This is a genomic window from Nostoc sp. KVJ3 (assembly GCF_026127265.1).
Taxonomy (GTDB): Bacteria; Cyanobacteriota; Cyanobacteriia; order Cyanobacteriales; family Nostocaceae; genus Nostoc.
This window is the reverse complement of the sequence record NZ_WWFG01000006.1, coordinates 90,099-112,847: the sequence shown is the minus strand read 5'-3', so window position 1 is coordinate 112,847 and position 22,749 is coordinate 90,099. Positions and strand designations below refer to the sequence as shown.

At 41.5% G+C, this 22,749-nt stretch carries 33 protein-coding genes and 2 pseudogenes; 22 read left to right on the top strand and 13 right to left on the bottom strand.

The genetic code is table 11. The features are described 5' to 3' along the window. Positions 1–4 precede the first annotated feature (4 nt). The 10 genes from GTQ43_RS36255 (at position 5) to GTQ43_RS36210 (ending at position 3,801) form a co-directional block, all read left to right on the top strand. Complete coding sequence (locus GTQ43_RS36255) at positions 5–304, top strand: hypothetical protein (protein ID WP_265277531.1); 300 nt, start codon at positions 5–7, stop codon at positions 302–304. Beyond that, positions 301–528, top strand: coding sequence for a hypothetical protein (locus tag GTQ43_RS36250; protein ID WP_265277530.1), 228 nt, complete (start codon positions 301–303; stop codon positions 526–528). The genes GTQ43_RS36255 and GTQ43_RS36250 overlap by 4 nt, the downstream gene beginning before the upstream one ends. A gap of 52 nt (positions 529–580) precedes the next feature. Then, entirely contained in the window at positions 581–841 is a 261-nt protein-coding gene (locus GTQ43_RS36245) for a hypothetical protein (protein ID WP_265277529.1), read from the top strand. A gap of 15 nt (positions 842–856) precedes the next feature. Next, on the top strand, positions 857–1,630 hold the full coding sequence (locus tag GTQ43_RS36240) for an ERF family protein (RefSeq protein ID WP_265277528.1): 774 nt from the start codon (positions 857–859) through the stop codon (positions 1,628–1,630). Positions 1,631–1,669: 39 nt separating this feature from the next. Further along, positions 1,670–1,987 carry a hypothetical protein gene (locus tag GTQ43_RS36235; RefSeq protein ID WP_265277527.1) on the top strand — a complete coding sequence of 106 codons (318 nt, stop codon included), beginning with the start codon at positions 1,670–1,672 and terminating at the stop codon, positions 1,985–1,987. 32 nt (positions 1,988–2,019) lie between these two features. Continuing rightward, positions 2,020–2,214, top strand: a complete 195-nt coding sequence (locus GTQ43_RS36230) for a hypothetical protein (protein ID WP_265277526.1) — start codon at positions 2,020–2,022, stop codon at positions 2,212–2,214. 320 nt (positions 2,215–2,534) lie between these two features. Then, on the top strand, positions 2,535–2,747 hold the full coding sequence (locus tag GTQ43_RS36225; protein WP_265277525.1) for a hypothetical protein: 213 nt from the start codon (positions 2,535–2,537) through the stop codon (positions 2,745–2,747). A gap of 103 nt (positions 2,748–2,850) precedes the next feature. After that, a complete protein-coding gene (locus GTQ43_RS36220) occupies positions 2,851–3,267 on the top strand; it encodes a hypothetical protein (protein WP_265277524.1) in 417 nt (138 codons plus the stop codon). After that, complete coding sequence (locus tag GTQ43_RS36215; RefSeq protein ID WP_265277522.1) at positions 3,264–3,470, top strand: hypothetical protein; 207 nt, start codon at positions 3,264–3,266, stop codon at positions 3,468–3,470. The genes GTQ43_RS36220 and GTQ43_RS36215 overlap by 4 nt, the downstream gene beginning before the upstream one ends. Positions 3,471–3,480: 10 nt before the next feature. After that, positions 3,481–3,801 carry a hypothetical protein gene (locus tag GTQ43_RS36210; protein ID WP_265277521.1) on the top strand — a complete coding sequence of 107 codons (321 nt, stop codon included), beginning with the start codon at positions 3,481–3,483 and terminating at the stop codon, positions 3,799–3,801. 222 nt (positions 3,802–4,023) lie between these two features. On the opposite strand, the gene GTQ43_RS36205 is transcribed toward GTQ43_RS36210, so the two are convergent. The 3 genes from GTQ43_RS36205 to GTQ43_RS36195 form a co-directional block, all read right to left on the bottom strand. Beyond that, positions 4,024–4,773, bottom strand: a complete 750-nt coding sequence (locus tag GTQ43_RS36205) for an SDR family oxidoreductase (protein ID WP_265277520.1) — start codon at positions 4,771–4,773, stop codon at positions 4,024–4,026. A gap of 196 nt (positions 4,774–4,969) precedes the next feature. Beyond that, on the bottom strand, positions 4,970–5,506 hold the full coding sequence (locus GTQ43_RS36200; protein ID WP_265277519.1) for a hypothetical protein: 537 nt from the start codon (positions 5,504–5,506) through the stop codon (positions 4,970–4,972). A gap of 18 nt (positions 5,507–5,524) precedes the next feature. Next, positions 5,525–6,079: a GNAT family N-acetyltransferase gene (locus GTQ43_RS36195; RefSeq protein ID WP_265277624.1), complete on the bottom strand. Its 555-nt coding sequence runs from the start codon at positions 6,077–6,079 to the stop codon at positions 5,525–5,527. A gap of 494 nt (positions 6,080–6,573) precedes the next feature. On the opposite strand from GTQ43_RS36195, the gene GTQ43_RS36190 reads away from it, so the two are divergent. Next, on the top strand, positions 6,574–7,104 hold the full coding sequence (locus tag GTQ43_RS36190) for a hypothetical protein (protein ID WP_265277518.1): 531 nt from the start codon (positions 6,574–6,576) through the stop codon (positions 7,102–7,104). A 23-nt stretch (positions 7,105–7,127) separates the two neighbouring features. Here the strand turns inward: GTQ43_RS36190 and GTQ43_RS36185 are convergent, their stop codons facing one another. Both GTQ43_RS36185 and GTQ43_RS36180 read right to left on the bottom strand, forming a co-directional pair. Next, a complete protein-coding gene (locus GTQ43_RS36185; RefSeq protein WP_265277516.1) occupies positions 7,128–7,592 on the bottom strand; it encodes a DNA-binding protein in 465 nt (154 codons plus the stop codon). Positions 7,593–7,638: 46 nt separating this feature from the next. After that, positions 7,639–7,869, bottom strand: a complete 231-nt coding sequence (locus GTQ43_RS36180; protein WP_242061088.1) for a hypothetical protein — start codon at positions 7,867–7,869, stop codon at positions 7,639–7,641. A 148-nt stretch (positions 7,870–8,017) separates the two neighbouring features. Here GTQ43_RS36180 and GTQ43_RS36175 point away from each other — a divergent pair, with 148 nt between their 5' ends. From GTQ43_RS36175 to GTQ43_RS36140, 8 genes are all read left to right on the top strand, one after another. Continuing rightward, positions 8,018–8,527, top strand: a complete 510-nt coding sequence (locus tag GTQ43_RS36175) for a hypothetical protein (protein WP_265277515.1) — start codon at positions 8,018–8,020, stop codon at positions 8,525–8,527. Between the two features lie 65 nt (positions 8,528–8,592). Then, positions 8,593–8,913 (top strand): hypothetical protein, encoded by a 321-nt coding sequence (locus tag GTQ43_RS36170; protein WP_265277514.1) that lies wholly within the window; start codon positions 8,593–8,595, stop codon positions 8,911–8,913. A 16-nt stretch (positions 8,914–8,929) separates the two neighbouring features. Next, a complete protein-coding gene (locus GTQ43_RS36165; protein WP_265277512.1) occupies positions 8,930–9,370 on the top strand; it encodes a hypothetical protein in 441 nt (146 codons plus the stop codon). 199 nt (positions 9,371–9,569) lie between these two features. Then, positions 9,570–9,857 (top strand): hypothetical protein, encoded by a 288-nt coding sequence (locus tag GTQ43_RS36160; RefSeq protein ID WP_265277510.1) that lies wholly within the window; start codon positions 9,570–9,572, stop codon positions 9,855–9,857. A gap of 2 nt (positions 9,858–9,859) precedes the next feature. After that, positions 9,860–11,407, top strand: coding sequence for an ATP-binding protein (locus GTQ43_RS36155; RefSeq protein WP_265277509.1), 1,548 nt, complete (start codon positions 9,860–9,862; stop codon positions 11,405–11,407). Between the two features lie 382 nt (positions 11,408–11,789). Then, positions 11,790–12,110, top strand: coding sequence for a hypothetical protein (locus tag GTQ43_RS36150; protein WP_265277508.1), 321 nt, complete (start codon positions 11,790–11,792; stop codon positions 12,108–12,110). Next, on the top strand, positions 12,097–12,240 hold the full coding sequence (locus GTQ43_RS36145) for a hypothetical protein (protein WP_265277507.1): 144 nt from the start codon (positions 12,097–12,099) through the stop codon (positions 12,238–12,240). The genes GTQ43_RS36150 and GTQ43_RS36145 overlap by 14 nt, the downstream gene beginning before the upstream one ends. Before the next feature lie 325 nt (positions 12,241–12,565). Further along, on the top strand, positions 12,566–14,500 hold the full coding sequence (locus tag GTQ43_RS36140; protein WP_265277506.1) for an alkaline phosphatase family protein: 1,935 nt from the start codon (positions 12,566–12,568) through the stop codon (positions 14,498–14,500). A 677-nt stretch (positions 14,501–15,177) separates the two neighbouring features. Here the strand turns inward: GTQ43_RS36140 and GTQ43_RS36135 are convergent. Beyond that, positions 15,178–15,507 carry a DUF1186 family protein gene (locus GTQ43_RS36135; RefSeq protein ID WP_265277505.1) on the bottom strand — a complete coding sequence of 110 codons (330 nt, stop codon included), beginning with the start codon at positions 15,505–15,507 and terminating at the stop codon, positions 15,178–15,180. Positions 15,508–15,639: 132 nt separating this feature from the next. Here GTQ43_RS36135 and GTQ43_RS36130 point away from each other — a divergent pair, with 132 nt between their 5' ends. Beyond that, entirely contained in the window at positions 15,640–16,500 is an 861-nt protein-coding gene (locus GTQ43_RS36130) for an alpha/beta fold hydrolase (protein WP_265277504.1), read from the top strand. A 362-nt stretch (positions 16,501–16,862) separates the two neighbouring features. On the opposite strand, the pseudogene GTQ43_RS36125 reads toward GTQ43_RS36130, so the two are convergent. Then, positions 16,863–17,681: pseudogene (locus GTQ43_RS36125) on the bottom strand (AIPR family protein); the annotation flags it as partial. A gap of 71 nt (positions 17,682–17,752) precedes the next feature. On the opposite strand from GTQ43_RS36125, the gene GTQ43_RS36120 reads away from it, so the two are divergent. Next, positions 17,753–18,864, top strand: a protein-coding gene (locus GTQ43_RS36120; RefSeq protein ID WP_414859182.1) for an IS630 family transposase whose coding sequence is annotated in 2 segments (ribosomal slippage) — positions 17,753–18,173 and positions 18,173–18,864 — 1,113 coding nt in all. Because the reading frame shifts where the segments join, the coding sequence is not laid out codon by codon here. Positions 18,865–18,868: 4 nt separating this feature from the next. Here the strand turns inward: GTQ43_RS36120 and GTQ43_RS36115 are convergent. After that, a pseudogene (locus GTQ43_RS36115) lies at positions 18,869–19,306 on the bottom strand (AIPR family protein); the annotation flags it as partial. A 278-nt stretch (positions 19,307–19,584) separates the two neighbouring features. Next, positions 19,585–19,743 carry a transposase gene (locus GTQ43_RS41950; RefSeq protein WP_265277623.1) on the bottom strand — a complete coding sequence of 53 codons (159 nt, stop codon included), beginning with the start codon at positions 19,741–19,743 and terminating at the stop codon, positions 19,585–19,587. An 80-nt stretch (positions 19,744–19,823) separates the two neighbouring features. On the opposite strand from GTQ43_RS41950, the gene GTQ43_RS36105 reads away from it, so the two are divergent. After that, positions 19,824–20,411: a Uma2 family endonuclease gene (locus GTQ43_RS36105; protein ID WP_265277501.1), complete on the top strand. Its 588-nt coding sequence runs from the start codon at positions 19,824–19,826 to the stop codon at positions 20,409–20,411. A gap of 144 nt (positions 20,412–20,555) precedes the next feature. On the opposite strand, the gene GTQ43_RS36100 is transcribed toward GTQ43_RS36105, so the two are convergent. The 4 genes from GTQ43_RS36100 to GTQ43_RS36085 form a co-directional block, all read right to left on the bottom strand. Next, positions 20,556–20,696 (bottom strand): hypothetical protein, encoded by a 141-nt coding sequence (locus GTQ43_RS36100; RefSeq protein ID WP_190234092.1) that lies wholly within the window; start codon positions 20,694–20,696, stop codon positions 20,556–20,558. Positions 20,697–20,932: 236 nt separating this feature from the next. After that, on the bottom strand, positions 20,933–21,184 hold the full coding sequence (locus GTQ43_RS36095) for a hypothetical protein (protein WP_265277500.1): 252 nt from the start codon (positions 21,182–21,184) through the stop codon (positions 20,933–20,935). Positions 21,185–21,222: 38 nt separating this feature from the next. After that, on the bottom strand, positions 21,223–21,366 hold the full coding sequence (locus GTQ43_RS36090) for a hypothetical protein (protein WP_265277499.1): 144 nt from the start codon (positions 21,364–21,366) through the stop codon (positions 21,223–21,225). 92 nt (positions 21,367–21,458) lie between these two features. Then, complete coding sequence (locus tag GTQ43_RS36085; protein WP_265277498.1) at positions 21,459–22,409, bottom strand: RpoD/SigA family RNA polymerase sigma factor; 951 nt, start codon at positions 22,407–22,409, stop codon at positions 21,459–21,461. Between the last annotated feature and the right edge of the window lie 340 nt (positions 22,410–22,749).

Below are 22,749 nucleotides of genomic sequence, written 5' to 3'. Positions count from 1 at the left end.
ACGGGTGGGTCGGGCAAACCCACCTGTGTGGCAAGGAGCAAACTTAAATTTTATCCAAATAGAACACCACAACTCATCGGATAAATCAATGGAAGCAATAGAAATACTGAAGCAATTCAACTCGTGCTACCTGAATATTCAGGCGATCGCCCAAGATGAAAACTGGCTTTTGTTGATTGCTGATAAAAGGATTGATCCAGAGGCAGCAACTCACTTGGGCGATGTTCTGCATTATTTGACTGAGGCAATGGGGTGCGTAGAACAAATTGTTGAAATCAAGTTTAATCAGGAATCAAAATTATGAAACTCTATGCAACCAGTATTCCTCAAGCTTTACCAACTTGGGCAACTGTTATATCGAATGATGCAGGTTTGATGGAAGTAGAAATCAATGATGAAGACCCTGGCTTTCATTCAATAATCGAGGAATTATCTACTGAAATTCAACCAGGAGTTATTGGTGTAAAAGCTAGCGATTTGTGTTTAATGTTTAGCATCAAGATGGTTGATACTAGCGAAGATAATTGACAACCCATATTTCCCAAAACCGACATCTTATGAAATTCACAACCGACATCTTATGAAATTCACAACTGTATCTGTTAGCTACTCCAGAAAATTCAATCTAGGTGATTATGAATCATTAGAACTGGGCTGTTCTCTATGGGCGCAAGTCGAGGATGGGGAAGACGCGGATGGAGTAACCCAATTTCTCTATCACCAAGCCAAATCTTCAGTAAAACTTGCGGCAATGCCTGTCTTGAAAGCCTCAGAGTTTCAGATAAATAAAGCTAAGTCTAGCAAAAAAGTGTCTGGTGATATCAACGAAAGTGATTGGTAAAAGAGGATCTGGACAATGCAAGAACTAATCAAAGCTTTAATCAAAGCAAAGGCAGAGTTTAATCCCATTCAAAAAGACGGTACTAATCCTCACTACAAGCGCAAATATGCAACACTAGATGCTGTATTGGATGCTGTCACCCCCGGACTTAGTAAACATGGATTAGTGATAATTCAAACTACCGAAATCCTTGAAGGTAAAACCGTGCTACGGACTCACATTTTTCATGAATCTGGAGAAAATATCACCAGCACTTATCCTTTACCTGAAATTAGTGATTCTCAGAAGTTTGGTGCAGCATTAACTTATGCACGACGATATGCAGTTTGTGCAATTTTATCGGTGACTGCTGATGAAGATAATGATGCTGAAGGCGCAGCTACTCCTCAAAAGCCTGAACAGCCACAGAATAATATTAGACCTCGCAAAGACAATCAACAGTATAGAGTTCAGCCACCAAAACAAGCTGTAACTGCACCATCAATCAGCCCAAAAGATTTGCGAGTCAAAGAAGTTCGCACACTTTTAAATTATCCACTCGATTTAGTCAAAGAGTGGCTGCATTCTCGAAATGTTACTAGTCCAAGTGAGCTTGATTCTGTTCAAATTGATGAGCTAGTGAAAACTATGTGTTTGGCTTGGGCTGGTAATAAGTTTGGGCATCCTGATCATGCTGTTAATTCTTATCAGAGACACGTAATTGATGCTGTAGCACGAGGAGTAGATGAGACAAGAGCAATCAGCGACTGGATGGAAGGAGCGCTAGCACAATTGCCTGAACTGAATTGAGAAGAGAAATCATACTTCAAACTAGGAGGTAGAGGAAAAATGAATCTTTGGTCAAGAATGGATTTAATTGCATTAACAAATGAACGCTTTTTAAGAGAGTATTACGATTTTATTTCCGATTACGATGGCGGATGGATGATTAAGTTTTTGTATCTGATTAAAGTAAATGTTGCTCTTTGGTTTGGATGGGAGTCACAGCCGGAATATGATGGTTGGCATTGGGGACTGGGGTACTTTAGAGAGGAATACCGACATGACTGGAATGCCCCAATAGGATCTTTTGATTGGCAAGAAATCTGTACTCCCGTCAGTTTTCTAAGATGGCAATATGGTATCGGTGAAAGCTCCAATTACTAATCAATAATAGGCTGTTCACTAAAGGATTAAAAATGGCTAATCTTCCACCCATTAATTCATTTGTCAAAGTCATTAAAGCACTGACAGAAAAAGACCCAAGGTTAGGGCAAACAGGTACAGTAATCCAGTATTCAGCACACGGCATGGTTTACGTTCATTTCCCAGATATGCCGCCTGTCCAAGGAATTTTTTTCAATCTACATCATTTACAAATTATAGAGTCATAGTCAAGATTATGCCGAGAAAATCCACTCATCCTACCTCTACTGATCAGTCGTCACTGTGTCTACAGTATCTTCGTCGTTGTGGGGGTAGCGCACGATTATGTACCATCAGTTTTAGTCTTAGTGTGATTCAAACACTGGTCAATCGAAAACTGGTGAAAGTGACAAATACTGGTGCAGGTTTTTTTGTGGAGTTGGATGATCCAGGATGAAAATACAAGTCGAGCAGCTAACTGCTAACGAATTTTTATGGGCGAAAGAGTGGATAAAGTCGGAGCAAGTTTCAGTATTCAACGAGATAAATTTTAGGGAGAGAAACGACAATGGAAATCAGGTTAACTACATCAGAGATTCGGACTATCTTACAAGGATGTCAATATACGTTGCAGCTTGTGGGGAGTAGTAAGGATTATCGCAGGCTTCAATCGTCAGAGCATTTTTCTACATCGAATGATGTGGTATTAAACGATGCTTTCAATGTTTTAGGAGAAATAGTGGATGCAATTGATGATGTACAACAGGCGACTCAACAGTAAACAGGAAAAGTCTTTTGAGAAGCAACAGGCTACTGGCTAATAGAGATTGCCAAGATTAGTAGAATTTGTCCCAATAAAAAAGAACTCATAGGAGAAACTTCTCATGTTTACCAAGTTAAAACCAGAACCAGTAATAAAACAATACGAACTCTTACCACTACTCGAAAAACTTCAAGGTTTAGGTATTGGATGGGACAGAGATACGCAAACTGGACGAGTCTATCTGGAATTTCCAAACGGACGGATCGAATTTAATAATCTACTCCTACTGAAAGCTTTTGTCATTGGCTGCATCCAGATGATGGAATACCCGCAGCATCTCAACTCCAAGATTGAACTACTGGAACAACATCATCAAGATTATGTGCGATCGCAACAGGAATTGATCCCAGAGATTGCCCAAAACTGTAACTCCTTCATTCAAGAGATCCATGCGCTGCGCTTGCTGATTTATCGGGGAGCGGAGGAATGTCGAAAGTATTTGCTTACACTCCAAGTAAACCAAAGGAAGCCTCTATGAAACGCAATCAGATTGTCAAAGGAATCAGTGGGATAGTGGCAGCTACTGCCATTGGGTACATTGGAGTTCAAATTTTTGGCAGAAATACAATGTACACGATTACTACAGCCATGCTTGGGCTGGGTACTGGAGGAGCTATCGGTCAGATTTTGGTAGAGAAAAGGCAGCAGCGAGTAGTACAAACACAGTCAAAACAAAGATAGGAGCAATCGTATGGAAACTTCAAAAGTTGTTACTATTCCCGATTATTGGACATTACCAAAATACTCGTTAGGGCAGAGAACTAAGCAGGGGGTAATTGTTGGAATTCAGTATTATCCACCCAATAATCTATTGACTGGTTTATGTAACGAATCTTGGCGTTATGCTGTGCTGGATCAAAACGATTTCTCAGAAGTGGCACATCTTGAAGAGGACAAAATTCATCCGCTTACACCAATTGAATTACGTGCTGAAATTGAAGCTGAGATTGAAGTATATCAATGTAAAATACTAATTCTCAAGCACCAGTTAGGGGCAATATCCAATGCTTAAATCAGTATTCACATACTAAGAATTACCTCTAATAATAGATGGCTTGACCAGAGTTAGAGCCGATTTTTCATAAAAGATGGCGATTGATCTCATCTTGAATGAATGGGATGAATCGCCGTTCGCCGTTTTGGCCAATAGTCAATAGTATCGAGTGTACGAAAATCGTGAGAGATTCGTATGATTACTAATAACTTATGCTACAGCTTCAAGTGTTGGCATAAGTTACCAAGCTACTGGTTCCCCAAGATGGAAAAAACCACCACTGGGGCCATCATTCGGCAATATTGCTAATTCAACACCAGTTTTCGCACCTGATGCGATGTCCATCATTGCACCTTCACCACCTAATTCCGTTTTTACCCAACCCGGATGAGCGCTATTAATCTTCACTGGAGTATTGCGTAGCTCATGAGCCAAATGAATCGTGAATGAGTTCACTGCTGCCTTAGAAGCATTATAAGCAAATGGTTTGGAATCATAGATGAATGAATTGGGGTCGGCATGAAGTGTTAACGAGCCTTCAATACTCGACATATTCACAATTCGACCGCTAGGGCTATTCAATATTAACGGCAATGCTCGTTGAGTTAATTCCACTAAGCCAAAAAAGTTGGTGCTAAATGTCTGTCTAATAATATCTACAGAAATAGAACTAGCATTACTGGTTAACCAATCACCATCTAAAAACACACCTGCGTTATTGATCAAGACATCAAGTTGACCAAAAGAGTTACTAATTTGTTGAACAGCAGATTCAATTTGAGTACTATCAGTGACATCCAGGGCAATTGGATGAGCTATTATTCCTTCGTTCTCTAAGTTACTCGCTGCTGTTTTCGCTGCATCTAAGTTTCGGGCCGCTATCAGAATTGTCAATCCATGTTGTCCAAGTTGACGACTCATTTCCAGCCCCAGACCTTTATTTGCACCAGTAATCAAAGCTACTTTGTTCTTTAGTTCGTCCTGCGCCATGATTAAGCACTCCTGTATGTAGTGATGAATTTAGATCACATTTCAGAACGAAATGTTTAAGCTGAGTTTAAATACTGGGTTAATCGTCTCACAAAGTCTAAATATTGAAAACCTAGGAGAAAGGCTAGGTTAGTCAGCAAACACTTGTTGGCAAAACAAAAAAGTAATTCAAATAGGATTATTACGATGAGCTTGACTATGCCGAAATCTTTTCACTGCCCGCTTGATGTATAATTTCTTTCTTTAACGAATCTGCTGCAACTGCTGCAATGGTTTCCCAATCTTCTTTTTTTAATAACACCCCAAGCAGTTCGCGCAGTATCTCTCGATTAGAAATGAATTCTTCACCATAAAGCTGATCATTTTCCAGAGTAGCAAGTATGTATTCTCTTACCTCTGGTGTCGGCAGTTTAAACTTTTCAAGTATTCTTTCTCTTGCAGTTTTTACAGCAATTTTTGTAGCTGTACCTAAATTCCAATTATTCAGTAGCAACCGCACTTCTTTATTTAGAGAAATACGCAACGTTGTGATGCGTCCCAAAAGTTTTAAATTGCCCATTAAGGAGACAAAAGCTGAACCCCAATCTAATCCAGCCCCAATATTACCACCAACTTTATCCTCAGCTTCAACACCTTTTCGCAACCATTCTTCATCAAAGAATAGACCAATTGCATTTACTGCATTTTCTTGGTTAAAGGTGCTTTGATTTTCACTGTGTTCCTGCTGGCTCATCTACTTATCTTTCCTATCTTACTCAGGAGAACGAAAAACTCCATACTCAAAATAAACTAGTTCATCGTAATCTTCATCTTCTCCGCCATCAATCATGCCTTGGCTATCATAAAATTCTTCTACTCCCGGTAATGAATGCAATCCTACTCTACCTTCATACCCTAATTCCATACTACGGGTTCTGGCAAATGCCAAGAATGCAGTGCCAACACCTTTTAATTTTGGCGGACGTTGGATATATGCCCGATTCCAAGGTGCAGTAGCTATGCCATCAATGTATACCAAGCGTTTACCTTTTACTAGGCGAGAACCGTGCATTTGAGTTTCAATCAGCATTAAGCCTTGAGTTTCACCTTCGTACTCAATTGCATAGCCTTCGCGGTTTGGTTGTCTGCTAATGACAAACTGTAGTTTAAATTCCCAGTCCCAAAATTTGTCTGATTGGTCGTGCAGTTTCAATTGTTCTTTCCACTTGTTGGCATAATCATCGACGTGCTTTTGCAATAGCTCCACTAAATCTGCTTCCACAACCGTGTTATCTTGACCGCAAATTAGTTTTACCAAAAGAAGCATTGCACCAAAATTACCCATGAACTAATTGTATCAATACCATCAATCAGCAGCATAACCGTCTATCTAGCCCAAAAAGAACAATGGCTCTCGATCCCATTTCAGAAAAAAGCCCAAAAACCGGGCTTTTTTTCATCCCTATTTTTTTTCGCTAACCCTGCCACTTCCTTTGTGACACCCATCCTGTATAGCTTTGAGTGCTTTCAAGTGACACAAAGTTCATAATTTAACCATGCCGCTTTTTGTGACATTCCTTTAATAGCAAGGGTTCTAGAGTTTTACCCAATCTTGCCGCTTTCTGTGACATCTATACACAGTAAGGCTTTTAGATGTCACGGCAGACCTTGCTGCTTTTTTGTGCCGCTTTGTGATCCGATGCGACAATAAAATATAGTTAATCAAAATTCAGGCGGATCAACCAAAAAAACACCTTAGTTGCAATCGCTAAACTCTTGGTAATTCCCCATTTTGTCTCTATTTAGATATGGTATGAATTAATGCTCATCTCTGCTGATACCAAAATTCCTTTTCCACGCTCCCTAGTTTATGCTACCTATCGTGACAAACTAGTTGAGCTAGTTCCCTATATGCCAAACGTGCGCCAGATCACACTTTTATCCCGTAGTGAAACAGGCAGTAATGTTTCTAGTGTCAATGAATGGCACGGTGGGAGTGAAATTCCAGCAGCAGCAAGAGTTTTGCTCAGTGAAGATATGCTCTCTTGGACAGAATATAATACTTGGAATCAGGCTGATTTTACACTTGAATGGCGTATTGAAACTCACGCTTTCACAGAAGCAGTTAAGTGTTCTGGCAAAAATCGCTTTTTGCAAGATGGTAATAGTACAGTAATTGAAAGCCGTGGTGAACTAGTGATTGACGCGAAACAAATCAAGGGAGTACCATTCTTTCTCACAAGTACAATTGCTCATGTAGTCGAAGATTTTTTAGGGAAAAGTATACAACCAAACCTATTAGCAATGAGTGCTGGAGTACGCCAGTATCTAGAGAAAAATGCCAGAGATTGAAAGTCAACATCTCAAAAAGCTAACTACTGTGCCTTCGCTATATTTGCCAATTCTAGCCATCGACTCAATTCTTTTTGGTTGATAATGTGTAACTTAGAAAAAGTCATACGGCGTTTAGATGCCCAACGGTACAGGGTTCGCAAAGTCACTTTGTAGCCTGTTTTTTCATAGAGATAGTCTGGTAATTCTCGCCCTAAAAGTGGAAATTCCGGGTTTTCTAAATCAATGCCAAATTTGGAAAGTCGTTCTTTCTCTTTCATCAATAATAATGAAACGTCAGACAAAGAATACTTTTTGAAAGGGTTTTGACGTTTGAGATAAAATAATCCTAGTAAATAGCAGCATTCTTTGAGCTTGACTTCTCGCTTGTAAGGCTGAACACCACATATTCGCAAACAGTTACGCCAAGTTCTTTGAGAAATATTCTTACCTAAAACGTGTTCGCAAGCTGTTTTTACCCAAGCAAGGGTGTACATATTTTGATCCATATCTCCTCTAATAATTTAATGCCCAGGTTTTCCTGGGCGCTCCAGCTTAATCTTCTACAGACTCAGTATTGTCCTCCAGTTTTCCACGAAGACGTTTGTTAATCATTCTCTTGTTACTGCGTTCAACATAAACGCCAAAACCGTTTTCCCAAAATACACGGTGCAGTTCTGATAATTTCCAACCCTCAAACTCGGCCAGTTCTTCTGCTTCTTCAAATAGTGCTGTTGGCACGTAAAGTTCAATTCTGGTCATTCCCTGTGCTTTTGTTCTAGGCATTGTTGCATCCATACTTAATCACCCAAATTATCAAATGAGATTGGTTGTGGGACAAGAACCCTACAAATAAATATTTTTGGTTCTTATGTGATATGAAGCCCATATAGACTATATTAGTGGTGTAGTACCATATAAGAAACAAAATAATATGGAAAAAATCAAACAAATACTTACTTTGCAAGGGATTGAGTTCGATGAGGGCGATATTTTGTCCGCCGCATCAACTATTGGCATGGATGTTGATAATTTGAATGATGCCGAAGCCCAAGAAGTGGCAATTCAAGTTGCACAAAACAAGAAATCAACTGCCCTGACCACTGCTAATGGCAAGTCCAAAAATGGCAATAGTAAACTCGGTAAAAACTCACCCCGTCGTAAATCCACCCCTCCATTGCAAGGAGCGATCGCTCATGCTTCTCAGGTTTCAAACCAAGAAATTCAATCCTTAGAAGATGTTCTCAACGTCGGGATTGATGCTTATACAACTGATAAAGCCGACCAGTTGTTATCAACGATTCGCAATGCTCCCAAAGACGTGGTGAGTAAGTTTGTTGAAAAGGCGATGGAGGAGGAAGCTGATGTAGATTCCTTTCGTGCAATCGGTGACGAACTCGTTGCGGGTATTTTCGGCATTAGCCCAACAAATGCAGCCGAATAAATTCATTGGATTAGCAGCAGTACTAAATTTGCTGCTATTAACCCTCGTTTTGGGCGTGGCAATATATGGAGCAACAAGACCAAACCCATCGCAAAGCATTAAATATTCACCTGAAGAAGGACGGCGAGTTGAGTCTGTCCGGCTTAACACTAGAAAACCTGACAACAGAAGAATTCCTGGTAGTCCAGCAAATTATTGATGAGTCGAGAACGCGATCGCAGTCCAATAGACAGATTGAGGAGTTAATGCAACGGGGAATGATGGCTCAAACTGCGATCGCAGCAATAACAGTATTGATGTTTTCGTTCATGGGCATATATGGCATAACCCGATATATCGGCTCACAAGTTCAACAAGTGCAAGAGAGTTATACCAATTTTAAGTAGTAGGGGGGAGAAAAGAATGTTAGGAAAATGGCTTCCTGGTTTATTTGGCGGGAAAGGTGATGGAGTAGTATCAACGGATTTAAGAGTCGGGGATGCAACACAAATTGAAGGAAACCTCCCTTCATCAATCCGCGAACGCTACACATTGCCAGCTTATACTACAGCACAGCAGGTTCTGGATGAGGCAGAAGTAGCTGGTACTCTAAAAGCACAGAAGTGGCTGCATACAAAGTTCTCCCGACACAAGCTCAAGCAGTTGCAATCCTTGGCAGAGATGTATAAAAACCAGTTGGCATATTCTCAAGAAGCCATGAAGATTGAGGAGGATTTGCAGCGAACCAGGGCGTTACATGGGGAAGCGGTAATTCGTCATGCCTTCGGTTCCCAGGAACAGCAGCGTCAACTTGGAGGATACGAAAAAGCGTTTGATGAAGTGGGAGATAGTTTCAGGTTTTGAAAGATGCTGAAAAAAACTTTTAGATTTTGTGGTGATACTTACACGGTAGAAGAAAACTGTCAACCAGAACCCCCGGACAAAGAGGCATATATTTGTCGAAACACCAAAGGGGATAATTTATACTTCTCCCGGACTGAGATTAGGGACAGCATTGTTGTTCTTGTGCCTCCCCCAAATTGTTAACCGGAGCTAGCTATATATGCAGATAAAACTATCTTTCGTTGGATATACCGTCTCTGGAGTCGGGCTGTCAATGTTGATGGGTTTTTTGTCAGTTGCTAGCCCAGTCAGTCAATTCTTGGTGTGGATCATTGGCATGATTTGCATTTGCGGTTTGGCAGTTGGTTTCTTTAACTTTGCTGGCTTAGTCGTCAAAGGATTCGGCTTCAACCGCAAGACTTTCACCATCGGCTTGATGCCTGGAGTAATATTTCTGTTTATCTTCTTGACTTTAGTTGCAGCTGGTGTCGCTTTAGGGGTGAGGTAAAAATGACATTTGAACTGGAACGATTAACTGCTAGTAGTGCCATTCATGCAGAACGAACTATCTTATGTTCTTTAGGAGCGAGTGCAGTATTATGTCTGTCTGCTCCTTTTTTCTTAAACACTGACCGAATAACAACCGGGATGCTACTTGGTGCTGGAACAGTGAGTGCTGGCTTATTTGGGGTATCCGCCCAAATCAGCGAAAGTAAGGAAAAAGTTTACCAGTCTTTGCTAGAAACTGACCTGAAATCACTTAAACAGCATTTACAAGGTGAGGCTGTTTATGATTATGTTACGACTGCGATCGCTGCCAAACGCCGAGTTGCTGATTACGTGAATCGCTTGCCCGTTAGTGAGCGCCCCCGGTGGATTGCTGAATATCAGTTGCAAGGGTTGGTTACACTCCCAGAACCACCAGCACAACAATCACCTTCACCGACTGGTATTCCCAATCCCGATATTGCTGACATCGATGAAGAGTCGGTGCAGTCCGTGATTAATCCGGGTGCGATGAAAATTCTGCAAGCCCTAGCAGCAAATTATCCTGGTTACATCAGAATTGATGGTGCTTGGATTGATGAACTGTGTAATGCTGCATCTAATCAAAATATGACTCTTCGCAGTAATCATCATTTTTACCTTTCTGGTGGAACACAATCTGGGAAGTCTACGCTGGCTGGGGTGATTATCAACAAAATTGCTGCAAAATCTCAAACACCAGCAATTGTCATCGGCAGCGATCCAAAGGATGATGTCACCAGATGGCTGTGCAAGTTTAGCCGTAAGTTTGACGGCATGAAAGAATTAAAAAATTGGATCATCTTTGCCACAGACCAAATTGACAAGCAGAAAGCCAGAGTATCAATTGTTGGTGGTGAATGTCAGGGTGTTCCCGAATTATTTCTTGCTCAGGATGAGGTGGACTCTGTATTTGGTGGTGGTAAAGGACTTCCAGGAATGGTTGATGCTGACACTGCCAAAGACTTGCAAGGTTTTTGGAACTATGTGATCAAATTCACCGCCGGACTTAAAGGACATGGGGTGTTTATGGGCCAGTCCCCACTCTCTGGAGAAACTGGATTTAGTCGCCCATCTCTGAAAAACGTTTGCTTTATTGCGATGGGGCAGACATCGAGTTATATCATTGACCATCCCCAGGATTTCGTAAACGTTAAAAAGGAGATTCTTGAAATCTTGCGACAGGCTTGTGAAATGTTAGATAAAGCCGGAGTTCGATATGCCTTGGTGATTCCCACTCGGTCTAATCCCTTTGTTGCCCTAATCCCAGAATTTGATATCAAGGGTCTGGAACAAAAACAAGATTCCAAACCGAATGATGACACTCTTGGTAGTTCTAAAAATAATCAGCAATCCTCACAACAGCAGATTGACTGTGACTGGTATGAAGAAATTAGAAAATGGGCGACAGAATTAGGAAGAAGACCACATTTTCAGGAAATCAAACAGAAGTGGCAAGAATTAACGGGGCAAGAGTTAAACGAAAAGGGGGTGACATTACTATTAGAAAATCTCGGCTACATAGAAGATTAAAGTGGAATGCTCGATATGGTAATCCTAAAGAGTATAGAAAACAAGCAGCGATCGCACACAAGAGGACTCACAATTATTGTATCGTTTGCCTGACTAAGAAAAGTGAAGAAATCCATCACGCTTACTATGGGAATGACATTATTGGAGTCTCAACATTTCCTACGTGCTACCGTTGTCATGATGAGATTTGCCATAGTCCGACTAACTGGATTAAGAATCCTAGTAATCCCGTTTGGGGCAATCGTAATACTGACGAATTTATTATCAGATTACGATTAGGGTATCAATTACTATACGGAGGAATCAAACGTGTTTAATTAGTTGAGCAGTGCCGTTAATTTTCCTAAAAATCAAGTTTTAAGTTAATCGGAGAAGAATTCTCATGTATAACAGCGAATACGATGATTTGAGTTTTGAAGAACAATTATACCTGACTGAATCCCTGATCAGACAGCGACACAATCAGCAGATGTTATTGCGCCGAAATGCTCAACTGTTGCAACAGGAGTTAAGTTTTGAGGCTGAATTGTTAGAAGACAATCCAGAGTTAGCCCAGGTGATTCATTCTTTTAATATGCAGGAGATTCAGAGTAATCAGCGAAGGCTAGAGAATGTTTTAAGTTCAGAAGAATCACCTTCAAAAGAGCAAAGTGTTTGGAGTAAGTTTTTTCCGGGATTGGGAGGTAATTATGGTGTGGACTAAATCAATTTCCTTAGATGTTGCTAACAAGCTTTTTGAGGTAATTGGAGTTTCTTTTGAGCAGAACGAATTAGAAGGTGGTTATCTTGCCAAGCATGAACATAAGACCCTGATCAGACCAATCTCTGGCTGACTGCGATCGCAGTTAACTTCAGTGGCGTTAGTTCATCCTGATAATGTCCCGGCTTACAACGCCATGAGTTAACAGATATGATCCATCATTCATGAATGTCTCGCTTAACCCGCCCCTACGACCTCTGCACTTCAGTTTGATAAATCTGGTGAGAAATCCAGGCTATTGGATGCAAAAATTGAGTAATTTAATTTTTGGAAGCCCCAAAGCTAGACTACATCTATTTTGGGTTAAGGTTTTGTTAAAGAATATTTACTAAAAACATAATCACATTTTAATACTCTATCACTATTCTTAATTCTCGGTAGTTCATTCTAGTGATGTCATGTTGACCAAACCTGATAGACAAAAATGTTTAAACTATGCATCTATCGGTGCAGTGATTATGGGGCTGACTGGAGGGCCGATATTCTCCACTCTTGCCCAGGCTGAGGAGATTAGAACCCTGACTCCGATCAAACACGTCATTGTCATTGTTGGCGAGAACCGAACCTTCGATCATCTCTTTGGTACTTACCAACCGCGATCAGGGCAGACAGTGTCTAATCTGTTATCCAAGGGCATTATCAATGCTAATGGAAGACCTGGGCCAAACTTCCAAGCAGCAACTCAATATAAAGCTTCCGTCACCAACACTTTCTCGATAAGTCCTGCTAACAAAGAACCCTATACAACGCTACCACCGCCGAAAGCTGGTGGTGGAAAAGTTGCAAGTGACACAAATCCACCTCCCTTTAAGACCTTGGCTGCTGCCCAAGCTGCCGAACCTGCGCTGCTACCGGAGGATGTCAAGCTGCTACTGACAGGTGCAACTGGATTGCCGAGTGGTACTGTTGATACCCGAATCCAGAACGTCAATAGCTTACGGAGTGGCCCTTTCCAATTAACGCCTAGCCTGCATTATGACGCTTACGCAGCTAGCCCTGTACACCGCTTCTATCAGATGTGGCAGCAGGTGGATTGCAGCATTAGCCATGCCAGTGCAGAGAATCCTAGTGGCTGTCTTAAGGATCTTTTCCCTTGGGTTGAGGTAAGTGTTGGTGCAGGTAGCAATGGGAAGCCATTTTCGACCTTCACCGATAAGGAGGGTGCTACCTCTATGGGCTTCTACAACGTCAATGACGGAGATGTGCCATACTTCAAGTCTCTGGCTGATAACTATGCAATCAGCGATAACTACCACCAACCTGTCATGGGTGGCACTGGCGCAAACTCAGTAATGATTGGTATCGGTGATGCCATTTGGTACAGCAATGGTAAAGGCAATCCAGCGACACCGCCGCCAAATGAGATCGAGAATCCCAATCCGCAGCCTGGAACCAACAACTTCTACACCCAGGATGGCTATTCTGGTGGTACTTATACCAATTGTTCTGACTCCAGTCAGCCAGGGGTAAGACCTGTTTTGAATTATCTGAATTCCCTCCCATACAAACCAAAGTCTAACTGTGCAGCGAATACCTACTATCTGCTGAACAACTACGATCCTGGCTATTTTGGTAACGGAACAGTTAACAACGGGGTCACTAACAATGGTTTTGTGATCCCGCCGTCACCCATTCGCACCATTGGTGATGCGTTGTTGGAAAAGAGGATTTCGTGGCGATACTACGGTGAAGGTTGGAATAAATACGTTCAAAATCCCACCAGTAACACCAACGTCTATTGCAACATTTGCAACCCCTTCCAGTACGTGACATCAATTATGGCGAACGAGAAGGTACGAACGGAGCATTTGAAGGACACCACGGATCTGGATAACGATATTCACAACAATTATCTGCCTGCCGTTTCTTTTGTGAAGCCTGGTGGCTTACTTGACGGTCATCCAGCATCATCAAAATTTGATCTGTTTGAAGCTTTTACTAAGAAGATTATCAAAGAGGTTCAAAGCAAGCCCGAACTCTGGAAAGACACAGCAATCCTGATTACAGTTGATGAAGGTGGCGGATATTACGATTCTGGCTACATTCAGCCCCTCGACTTCTTCGGCGACGGAACACGGATTCCTTTAATTGTGGTGTCGCCATATTCTCGCGGTGGTCGCGTTGTTCATACGTATTATGACCATGTTTCAATTCTGAAGTTTATCGAGAAGAATTGGAGACTGTCACCACTCACCAGTCGTAGTCGTGACAATCTACCCAATCCTGAAACCCGCCGTACAAATCCCTATGTACCGATTAATGGCCCAGCCATCGGCGATTTGAGCGATATGTTCGATTTCTCAAGACATTCGCGATTTGATAGGCATTGGTAGAGAGTAAAACTCAGGTGCAACTAATGAGATTCTAATGGAGGCGATCGCAGTTTGAACTAAGCAATTCTGTTATTGACAGTTTGAGGTCATAAACAATTTGTCAATAAGTAATAGTGCTGAAAATTTTGCGAAAAACAGACGTAGGAAACACAATTTTAGGGCTGACGATGCCTACGCCTAAGCGTCATTAAAACAAGCGCCATTTATCCTGACCGGAAAAAGCATTTACACAAGTTAATTAAATAGCCACACTTCATATTTGTTTGAAGTGGTTGTGAAAATATTCCAAAAAAGCATTTACACAAGTTAATTGAATACCCGCACACCAGCATTTATTTTTAGCCAAGTACTATTGACAAAAAGAATTTCATCTTAACTTGTCACGAATAACAAGTCTGTCCTACTGGGAAATGCATAGTGCAGTGCTTGCAAGGGGGAAAGTGCGATCGCCCCCGCGAATTTTCAATGCATATCTCTGGAAATGAATATAGAGACGTAGCAGTGCTACGTCTCTAAAAGGGTTATGGATAATGCACATCCTCAAGTAGTCAGTTTTTTTTTACAACCGGCCTTCTCTACGAAATGCTACGCGAACCCATAGTGTCTTGTAGAGAAGAATGCAAAAGAAGAGAAGGAAGAAATGCTTAACTCAACGGTATTGCAGTATATTAAGAAAGTCAGGGTAGTAACGCTTCTAATGCTGCACTTCTGACATATTCATTGATTTGTTGATTTGATATTAGTTGTTTTAGTGGTTCAATATTTCCATGACTGACAGAAGCAAATATTCTCCCTAAATCCTCAGTTACTATATCTCCGGTTACATCCATTGAGATGTCCCCTGGAGCCGAAAAAGACTTGACAATCAGAGGATAGGCTAATGCTTCACTAAATTGTGCTAATAGATACAAGGCATAAATATGTAAGATATAATCATTTTTATCCAATAACTCTGACGGATTATTGCTGAAGTTTTCTAAAGTATTCTCACCAGACCTAAAGCACATATACCCCGAAGATGGGCAGCAGTATCTTCAACTCCTCCCTATACTGGCTCCATCTGAATATGTCGAATCCCTTGCAGAAAAAGGTTTTCATCGCTGTATTCTAAGTGATACAGTAACTAAAAAATCCCGAAAATGCGAGCGAAAATACGAGATACAGAGATTTTCTTTGATGTGGAAGGTTCTGCATTAGTGGTAGATGGCGATCAAATCTGCTCTAAACCTGTTGCTTTTCTAATTCACGGGGGACCTGGTGCGGATCATACTTCCTTTAAACCAACATTCTCGCCTTTAAGCCAAAAACTACAACTAGTCTATTTTGACCATCGCGGTCAAGGAAGGTCTGCCCGTGGATCTAAAGAAACCTATACTCTAGACAATAATGTTGAAGATATGGAAGCGTTGCGCCAACACCTTGGTCTGGACAAAATTGTTGTGATTGGCGGTTCTTACGGTGGTATGGTGGCTCTAACTTATGCAGTTCGCTATCCTCAGAATGTCTCTCATCTGATTGTCATTGCCACGGCAGCCCATAGTGGCTTTTTAGAAAGAGCTAAGGAAATTCTAGCATCAAAAGGAACTGAAGAACAAAAAGCAAGCGTTCAGCGACTTTGGGATGGGAACTTTGAAAATGAGGAACAGCTAAGACAGTATTTTCAAGTATTGGGACCTATGTATTCCCTAAGATATGATCCCACTAAGTCAGGCATTGCATGGAGCCGGAATATTCTCTCAGTTGATGCGATTAATGTTGCTTTTGGCGGTTTCCTCCGCAACTACAATATTCTTGACCAGTTACATAAAATTACCGCACCCACTTTAGTTCTTGCAGGTCGGCATGATTGGATTTGCGCTCCAGAGTTTTCTGAAGAAATTGCTCAAGCAATTCCTAATGCCGATTTGAGAATTTTTGAGAATAGCAGTCATTTGATTCGGGCAGATGAGCCAGAAGCACTTTTAGATGCAATCGCGGGGTTTTTAGTTTACAAACATTAGCTCAATTCGTAATACCGTTTAGTAGTTTCATTTTAATTTTTGGTGCGTAAACACACCATCCCTCATCCAAAACGAATCTCACCCATAGACTGACAACTTGTACTATTACCGAGAAGGGGAAAAGGGGAAAGGGTAGGAATAAAGAACTTTTCCCCACAAGGTAACCAGCCAAGTGTTTTTAAATAGGTCGAACAAAAAAAAAGAAGATAATACCCGCCACGTAGTGCGTTCGCCCAAGGCCTCTCGTAGAGAGAACTTAGCAGCGCCCAGGCGAGCCTCCGAAAGCTCCGGTCTTTATTTGAAACAAGAGCTTTTAAGTCACTGGTTCCCTTTCCCCTTTCCCCTTTCCCCTTTCCCCCTCTTCATTTCTTACCTGCTTGCACACGCCCTTTTGTACTTTGTGTCACCTTCAATTCTTCTTCTGACTTGCTGGAGTTGACCATTTTCACCAAGTGCTGATTTAGATAACTCTGCGCTGAGATATACAGACTTTCCCAAATCTCTTGATTGCGGCTGATTTTTGTTCCTACTGTATTTCCGGCTGTTTTCTCCGACACCAAGTATTTGCGGAAATAGTTATTCCACAGATGTTGGAGGAAATCTTCGGCAAATTCGTTAAACGGCAGAATCCATTTATAGTCTTTGTCCAAAAATACCCGATAGGATGCAACTATCGGTAGTGCCAGGTCAGTTGGCGCACCAAACCCAAAAGAGTACTTGCTATCAGGCAACAATGTAGTTTTTCGTATATCTATTGATGCTAAATCGTTCACACCCTTTCTTCTGGGGTTGCTGATATGTTCTTGGATTATTTCGTACAGTCTTTGCTCTATCCACAAAGCCTGAGATAGCAGAGGCAAAAGTGCAGTTAATCTTTCCCTTTCTGTGTCTGTGATTTGAGAGGGGATACTTGTACCTGTTGGGTGTTTGGTTCGTTTATTGCCGTCGGGGTTGTATCTGTTTCTATCTAGGCAGTTTATCAACTTCAGCAAATGGTTCACATTGCATTGGGCATTTCTGGGAGCGCTGCTTTGGTTTTGGTAATAGGCTATTCTAAATTTCCTATCTTCTTTCTGTTCTAACTGCGCTAAATACTGCTTGATGAATTTGTAATCACCTCTGGCGTTGACTTTGGAGCGAGAATCTACTGGCGTTGTAGTATTACTTGCCAGGGCTATGTCTAGTAGTCTGCCAAGGTAACTTTGCTAAGTAAAACCCCTAATTGGTAAAATAGCCAAAAATGGGGTGTAACATGGCGAAAAAGTACATTGTTGACTTGAATGAAGATGAAGTTTCTCAGCTACAAGCAATAATTAAAAAAGGTAAGCACAAAGCAAGAACTATAACCCGTGCAAACATTCTTCTAATGGCTTCTGAAGGAGAAACGGATCAAGCGATCGCTAGCATAGTTAGAGCGCATGTTGCAACAGTGCAACGAATACGAGAAAAATTTGTCATTGGGGGGTTAGATTTTGCTTTGAAGGATGAAGTTCATCCACCAAAACCTAAAAAGTTAGATGAAAAACAAGAAGCATTTTTGATTGCAACTGCTTGTTCTAATCCACCAGTCGGAAGAGTACGTTGGACAATGCAATTATTAGCAGATCATTTAGTGAACGTTGGTATCATAGATTCAATCTCAGATGAAACAGTACGTCAAACTTTAAAAAAAACGAAATCAAGCCTTGGTTGAAAGAACAATGGTGTATTCCTGAAGTTAACGCAGAATATGTTTTCCGAATGGAAGATGTGCTGGATTTATACAATGAGCCTTATGATCCTAAACGCCCTGTAGTCTGCTTTGATGAACGTCCATACCAATTAGTAGAAGAAGTAAGACTTCCTTTGCCACCAGAGCCGGAGCAGCCTGAACGTTATGACTTTGAGTATAAACGTAACGGGACAGTAAATTTATTTGCATGTTTTCAACCCTTGGCGGGCTGGCGGCATATCGAAGTTACAGAGCGTCGAACTAAAGCCGATTTTGCTAAACAGATGAAAAATTTAGTAGATGTTTGCTACCGAGATGCCGATGTTGTTCGTTTAGTAGTTGATAACTTGAATATTCATACCCCCAGTGCATTATATGAAGTTTTTTCACCAGAAGAAGCACGTCGAATTATTCAAAAATTAGAGTTTCACTATACTCCTAAACACGCTTCTTGGCTGAATCAAGTAGAAATTGAATTATCTGTTTTGTCTCGCCAATGTTTAGAACGCCGTATTCCTAATCCAGAAACATTAACTTCTGAGATTGCCGCTTGGGAGAAACAACGTAATCAGCAAAAAGCCAGTGTCTATTGGGGTTTTCAAACCAAAGATGCTCGCCGAAAAATGCAGCGTTTATATCCGAATTTAACCTAGCAAAGTTGGCTTGGCAGACTACTAGGGCTGATTCTTCAGTCAGTCCGATGTGAATCGTAACTTTTACCCTGGCTTGGGTTAGGTCATATTTGTAATTTTTCGCTTGCTCGAATGCTAAAACTGTATGCCCCCCATTGATAATACCGTCGCTGCCACCCTCGTTAGCTTCTAAGACTTCTAGCTCCAGTTCAGTTTTGTTCTTGACAGGTTTAACAATATTAGCCGACAGAACGATTCCACTGTGGCGGGAGAAGAATTTTCCAGGTTCGGTGGTCAGTGAGTCGAAGATTTGTCTGTAGGTCGCGCTTTTACGGTTTGGTTCCCTGATGTTGGGTTCTAGTGGTAGGTCTGTCGGGAACGAGTCTACATGGGCGGTGGCAATGATGCAATTGGGGTTGGCTTGAAAATAGTTATCTATCTTGATGTTCCAAGTCTTGGGCATACAATGTGTGCAATGTCAGGGGAATTTCTATGTTAACCAAAACTAGGGTGCAAGGTCTTGGGTGTAATACCAAGATAAGATACCAAAAAACTGGACTGCCACCGATTGCCCTGCATGAAAAACTACGTTTTTTCGCAGCTACAGTTTGACATCCACCCCGTTGTAAATGGTCGGGGATTCCTAAGACTCACGACTTAGGTTTCTGTTTCTTTCCCTTTCGGCTACGCTCAAGGCAAGCCTTACGGGTATTTCGCAACTGCCCTTCAGCCTTAAGGCTGTCAGGTCTTATGTTCGCTCCACAGACAAGCCAGCGCGGTCTTCTCCCAAAGGGAGAGGCTAGCGCCAAGGGGGTTTCCCCCATGAGTGACTGGCGCTGAAACTGCGAGTCCCGCAGCCAAAATATTCTTACTTGCGTTAATATCTCTGTCGTGGTGTATCCCACAGTTGGGGCAATTCCACTCTCTTGAATACAGATGGTAAGCTAGAAAGTAGATAACAGTTAAATCGATGATGTCCCATGAACGTTGTCACACCAAAACGATTTACTATTGACGAATATCATCGGCTGATTGAACTGGAATTTCTAAAGGAGAGCGATCGCATCGAGTTGATTCGCGGAGAACTAATTCAGATGGTAGCCAAGGGCACACCTCATACAGTCTGCGGTTCTATCTTATGCCGCCAATTGGATCGGTTGTTGGGCGATCGTGCCGTGATTCGCGGACAAGATCCGATTACTTTGCCTTCGCAAAGTGAACCTGAACCAGATGTGGCGGTAGCACGTGGCAAAGACGAAGATTATCTCGCCCATCATCCTTATCCAGAAGATATTTTTTTAGTGATTGAGATTTCGGACTCAACCCTAGATTACGACCAAACAACAAAGTTAAAAATCTACGCAGAAGCCGCAATTTCTGATTATTGGATTGTCAACTTAAATGTTCGCCAACTTGAGCGTTATAGCCAACCCTATCAAAATGCTCAAGGTGAATTCAATTATCTCAGCAAGCAGATATCTTTACCACATCAGTCAGTAACGATTCCTGGATTTGAAGATGTTTTATTAGACTTGAATCGGGTATTTCCCAAGGTTGTAAATGCCTAGAAATACGCAATTTCCCATTTCGCACCCAACATTTGAAACGTTGCAATGCAGCGTCTCTTAAGAGCAAGCACAGAAGACCAATGAGATTAAGGATTGCTTTCATACAATGAGATAATTGTTGAATTGTTGCATTAACAATCAAGTTTACTTTGGCTGTCTCCATACAAGGTTGTATTCCCTTTCAACAGCCGCCAATAGCAAAGCGTGCAAGGATAATAGATACGGTTTGGCTTGTTTTTGCAACCCGTGCAACAGCCAATCTACAGCCTCTTCACGGCTGTCCACTTGATGTCAACTGCCGTAACCTCACATATAGCTGCTGCTTCATTCCCTTTCGTGCGATGGCGTAACCGCTTTTTCCGTAAGCGTTCGTCGAACGCGAGTGCGTCTCGTAGAGAAGACGTGCCGAACGCGAGTGCGTTCCACAGGGAAGGCATTGCCTCTCGTACCACTTCGTGGAAGCAAGCTACGCGTTAGCGTCTCTGAAAGAGAAGGTATCGCTCAAAACTATGAGGCAAAAATCACCCAGCGATATCCTTCCCACTCTTATAGTTCATTGCTCTGGGTTTCCTCTTGCCTATAGGTACTAATTTCGATTGCTTGGGAGGTTGAGGAGGACGGCATTTTTCACAGTAAAGCGGTCGCACACCAAAAGTTTCTCGTTGTGTGGGTTGTTCGCACTGCTTACACACAAAGTTAAAAACGCGAGTATGAATTTCCCGCTTGTGCGCTCTGACGGTGTACTCTCGGACTTCAATAGTTTTGCTGGGCATCGGTTCTTTCTTTGGTGTTCTATTTATAAGGATAGTTTTTAGATAGCAATATATTCATACACCATTTGATTGAAACAGGGGCAATCTGATGGTTTTTGGCCGGGGATTAAGCAGAGGCGATGCCGCCGGAAAGTGCGAATATGCGATCGCACCGCACTCCTGACAGCAGCAATTGGAGGCATCTAAAAAGGCAGTGGCGATTTGTTTCCAGCCTTTGGAGTAGCGAGTTCGACTTATACAAATGAAACTACAGTTCAATAACCCTTAGTTAGTTCTAATTAAGAAGATAGTCTTTAATCTTATTTTGATGAGAGCGCAAAATTTTTAAAGCAAGATGTTCAGTTTTACGAATTGTCTCTCGACTAAGATTTAGGCGTTTTGCAACTTGACTTAAGGTTAGTTGCTGATTATCTGACAATCCAAAACGTAGAGTCAATACTTCTCGTTGCCTTGGATTGAGCAATGCCAGCAACTTACTCAAGTCTTGATGTAAAAGCTCTTGAGTTATTTGCTCATCTAGGGAAATACCATCCATCGGTAAAATGTCAGCTAGTTCAGTTTCGCGCTCATCTCCGACTCGCATTTCTAGCGAGACTGGAGTGCGGGAAACGTGAAGGTATTCCCGTATTTGACTAGGCAATACATTTAAGGATTCGGCAATTTCTGCTACAACTGGAGGACGACCCAAAGATTGAGACAGTTGCTGCTGTACTCTCCTGATTTTGTTTAACTTTTCGTTGATATGAATTGGTAAACGAATAGTGCGAGACTTATCTGCTACAGCACGTGTTATTGACTGGGTAATCCACCAATAAGTATAGGTTGATAGTTTATAGCCTTTGTTAGGGTCAAATTTCTCGACCCCACGCTGTAGTCCCAGTGCCCCCTCTTGGAGCAAATCGAGAAAATCTAAATTATGATTCTGGTACTTTTTAGCGATCGCTACCACCAATCGTAGGTTAGCTGTCACCATTTTATGTTTAGCTTTTTGACCTTGTTGAACGATTGACTGTACTTCAGCTTCGGTTTGCCCAAGCGAGGTAGTTAATTCTCTTGTGGTTGGTTCTCGCTTTAATTGAAGTGCAAGGCTTGAGCGCTGTTCTTCAATCGCCATCATCTGCTGCACAAGCCTAGCATTTGTAATTTCTTGCTCAGGAGTTAGCAGAGGGTAGCGTCCGATTTCTTTGAGGTAGGAACGAACTAAGTCCGTAGTTGGGCTGGGCATACTTTCAATTAATTGTGACGACTACTTTTATTTTTCGTTTGAATAGAATGTTTTATCTCAAGAATTAACTAGCAAATCAAATCTTAACCATAGATTTAACCCAATATTTATCTTTGGAAAACAAGTTTATAAATATAATACTTGAAATCTAAAAATAGGTAAATACTAAAAGCTGCTTTATTTTATAAATAAGCTTTAAAATAACGAAGAAATGTAGCTGAGTCAAATCAGAGAGACGCTACGCTAAATTTAGAGTGAAGTCCTCTCTTGAAGAGAGTATGCGTTCAAATTCGCTTCACATTTGAACAAGGCTTAAAAACGCTTTGCGTAAATCAATTGA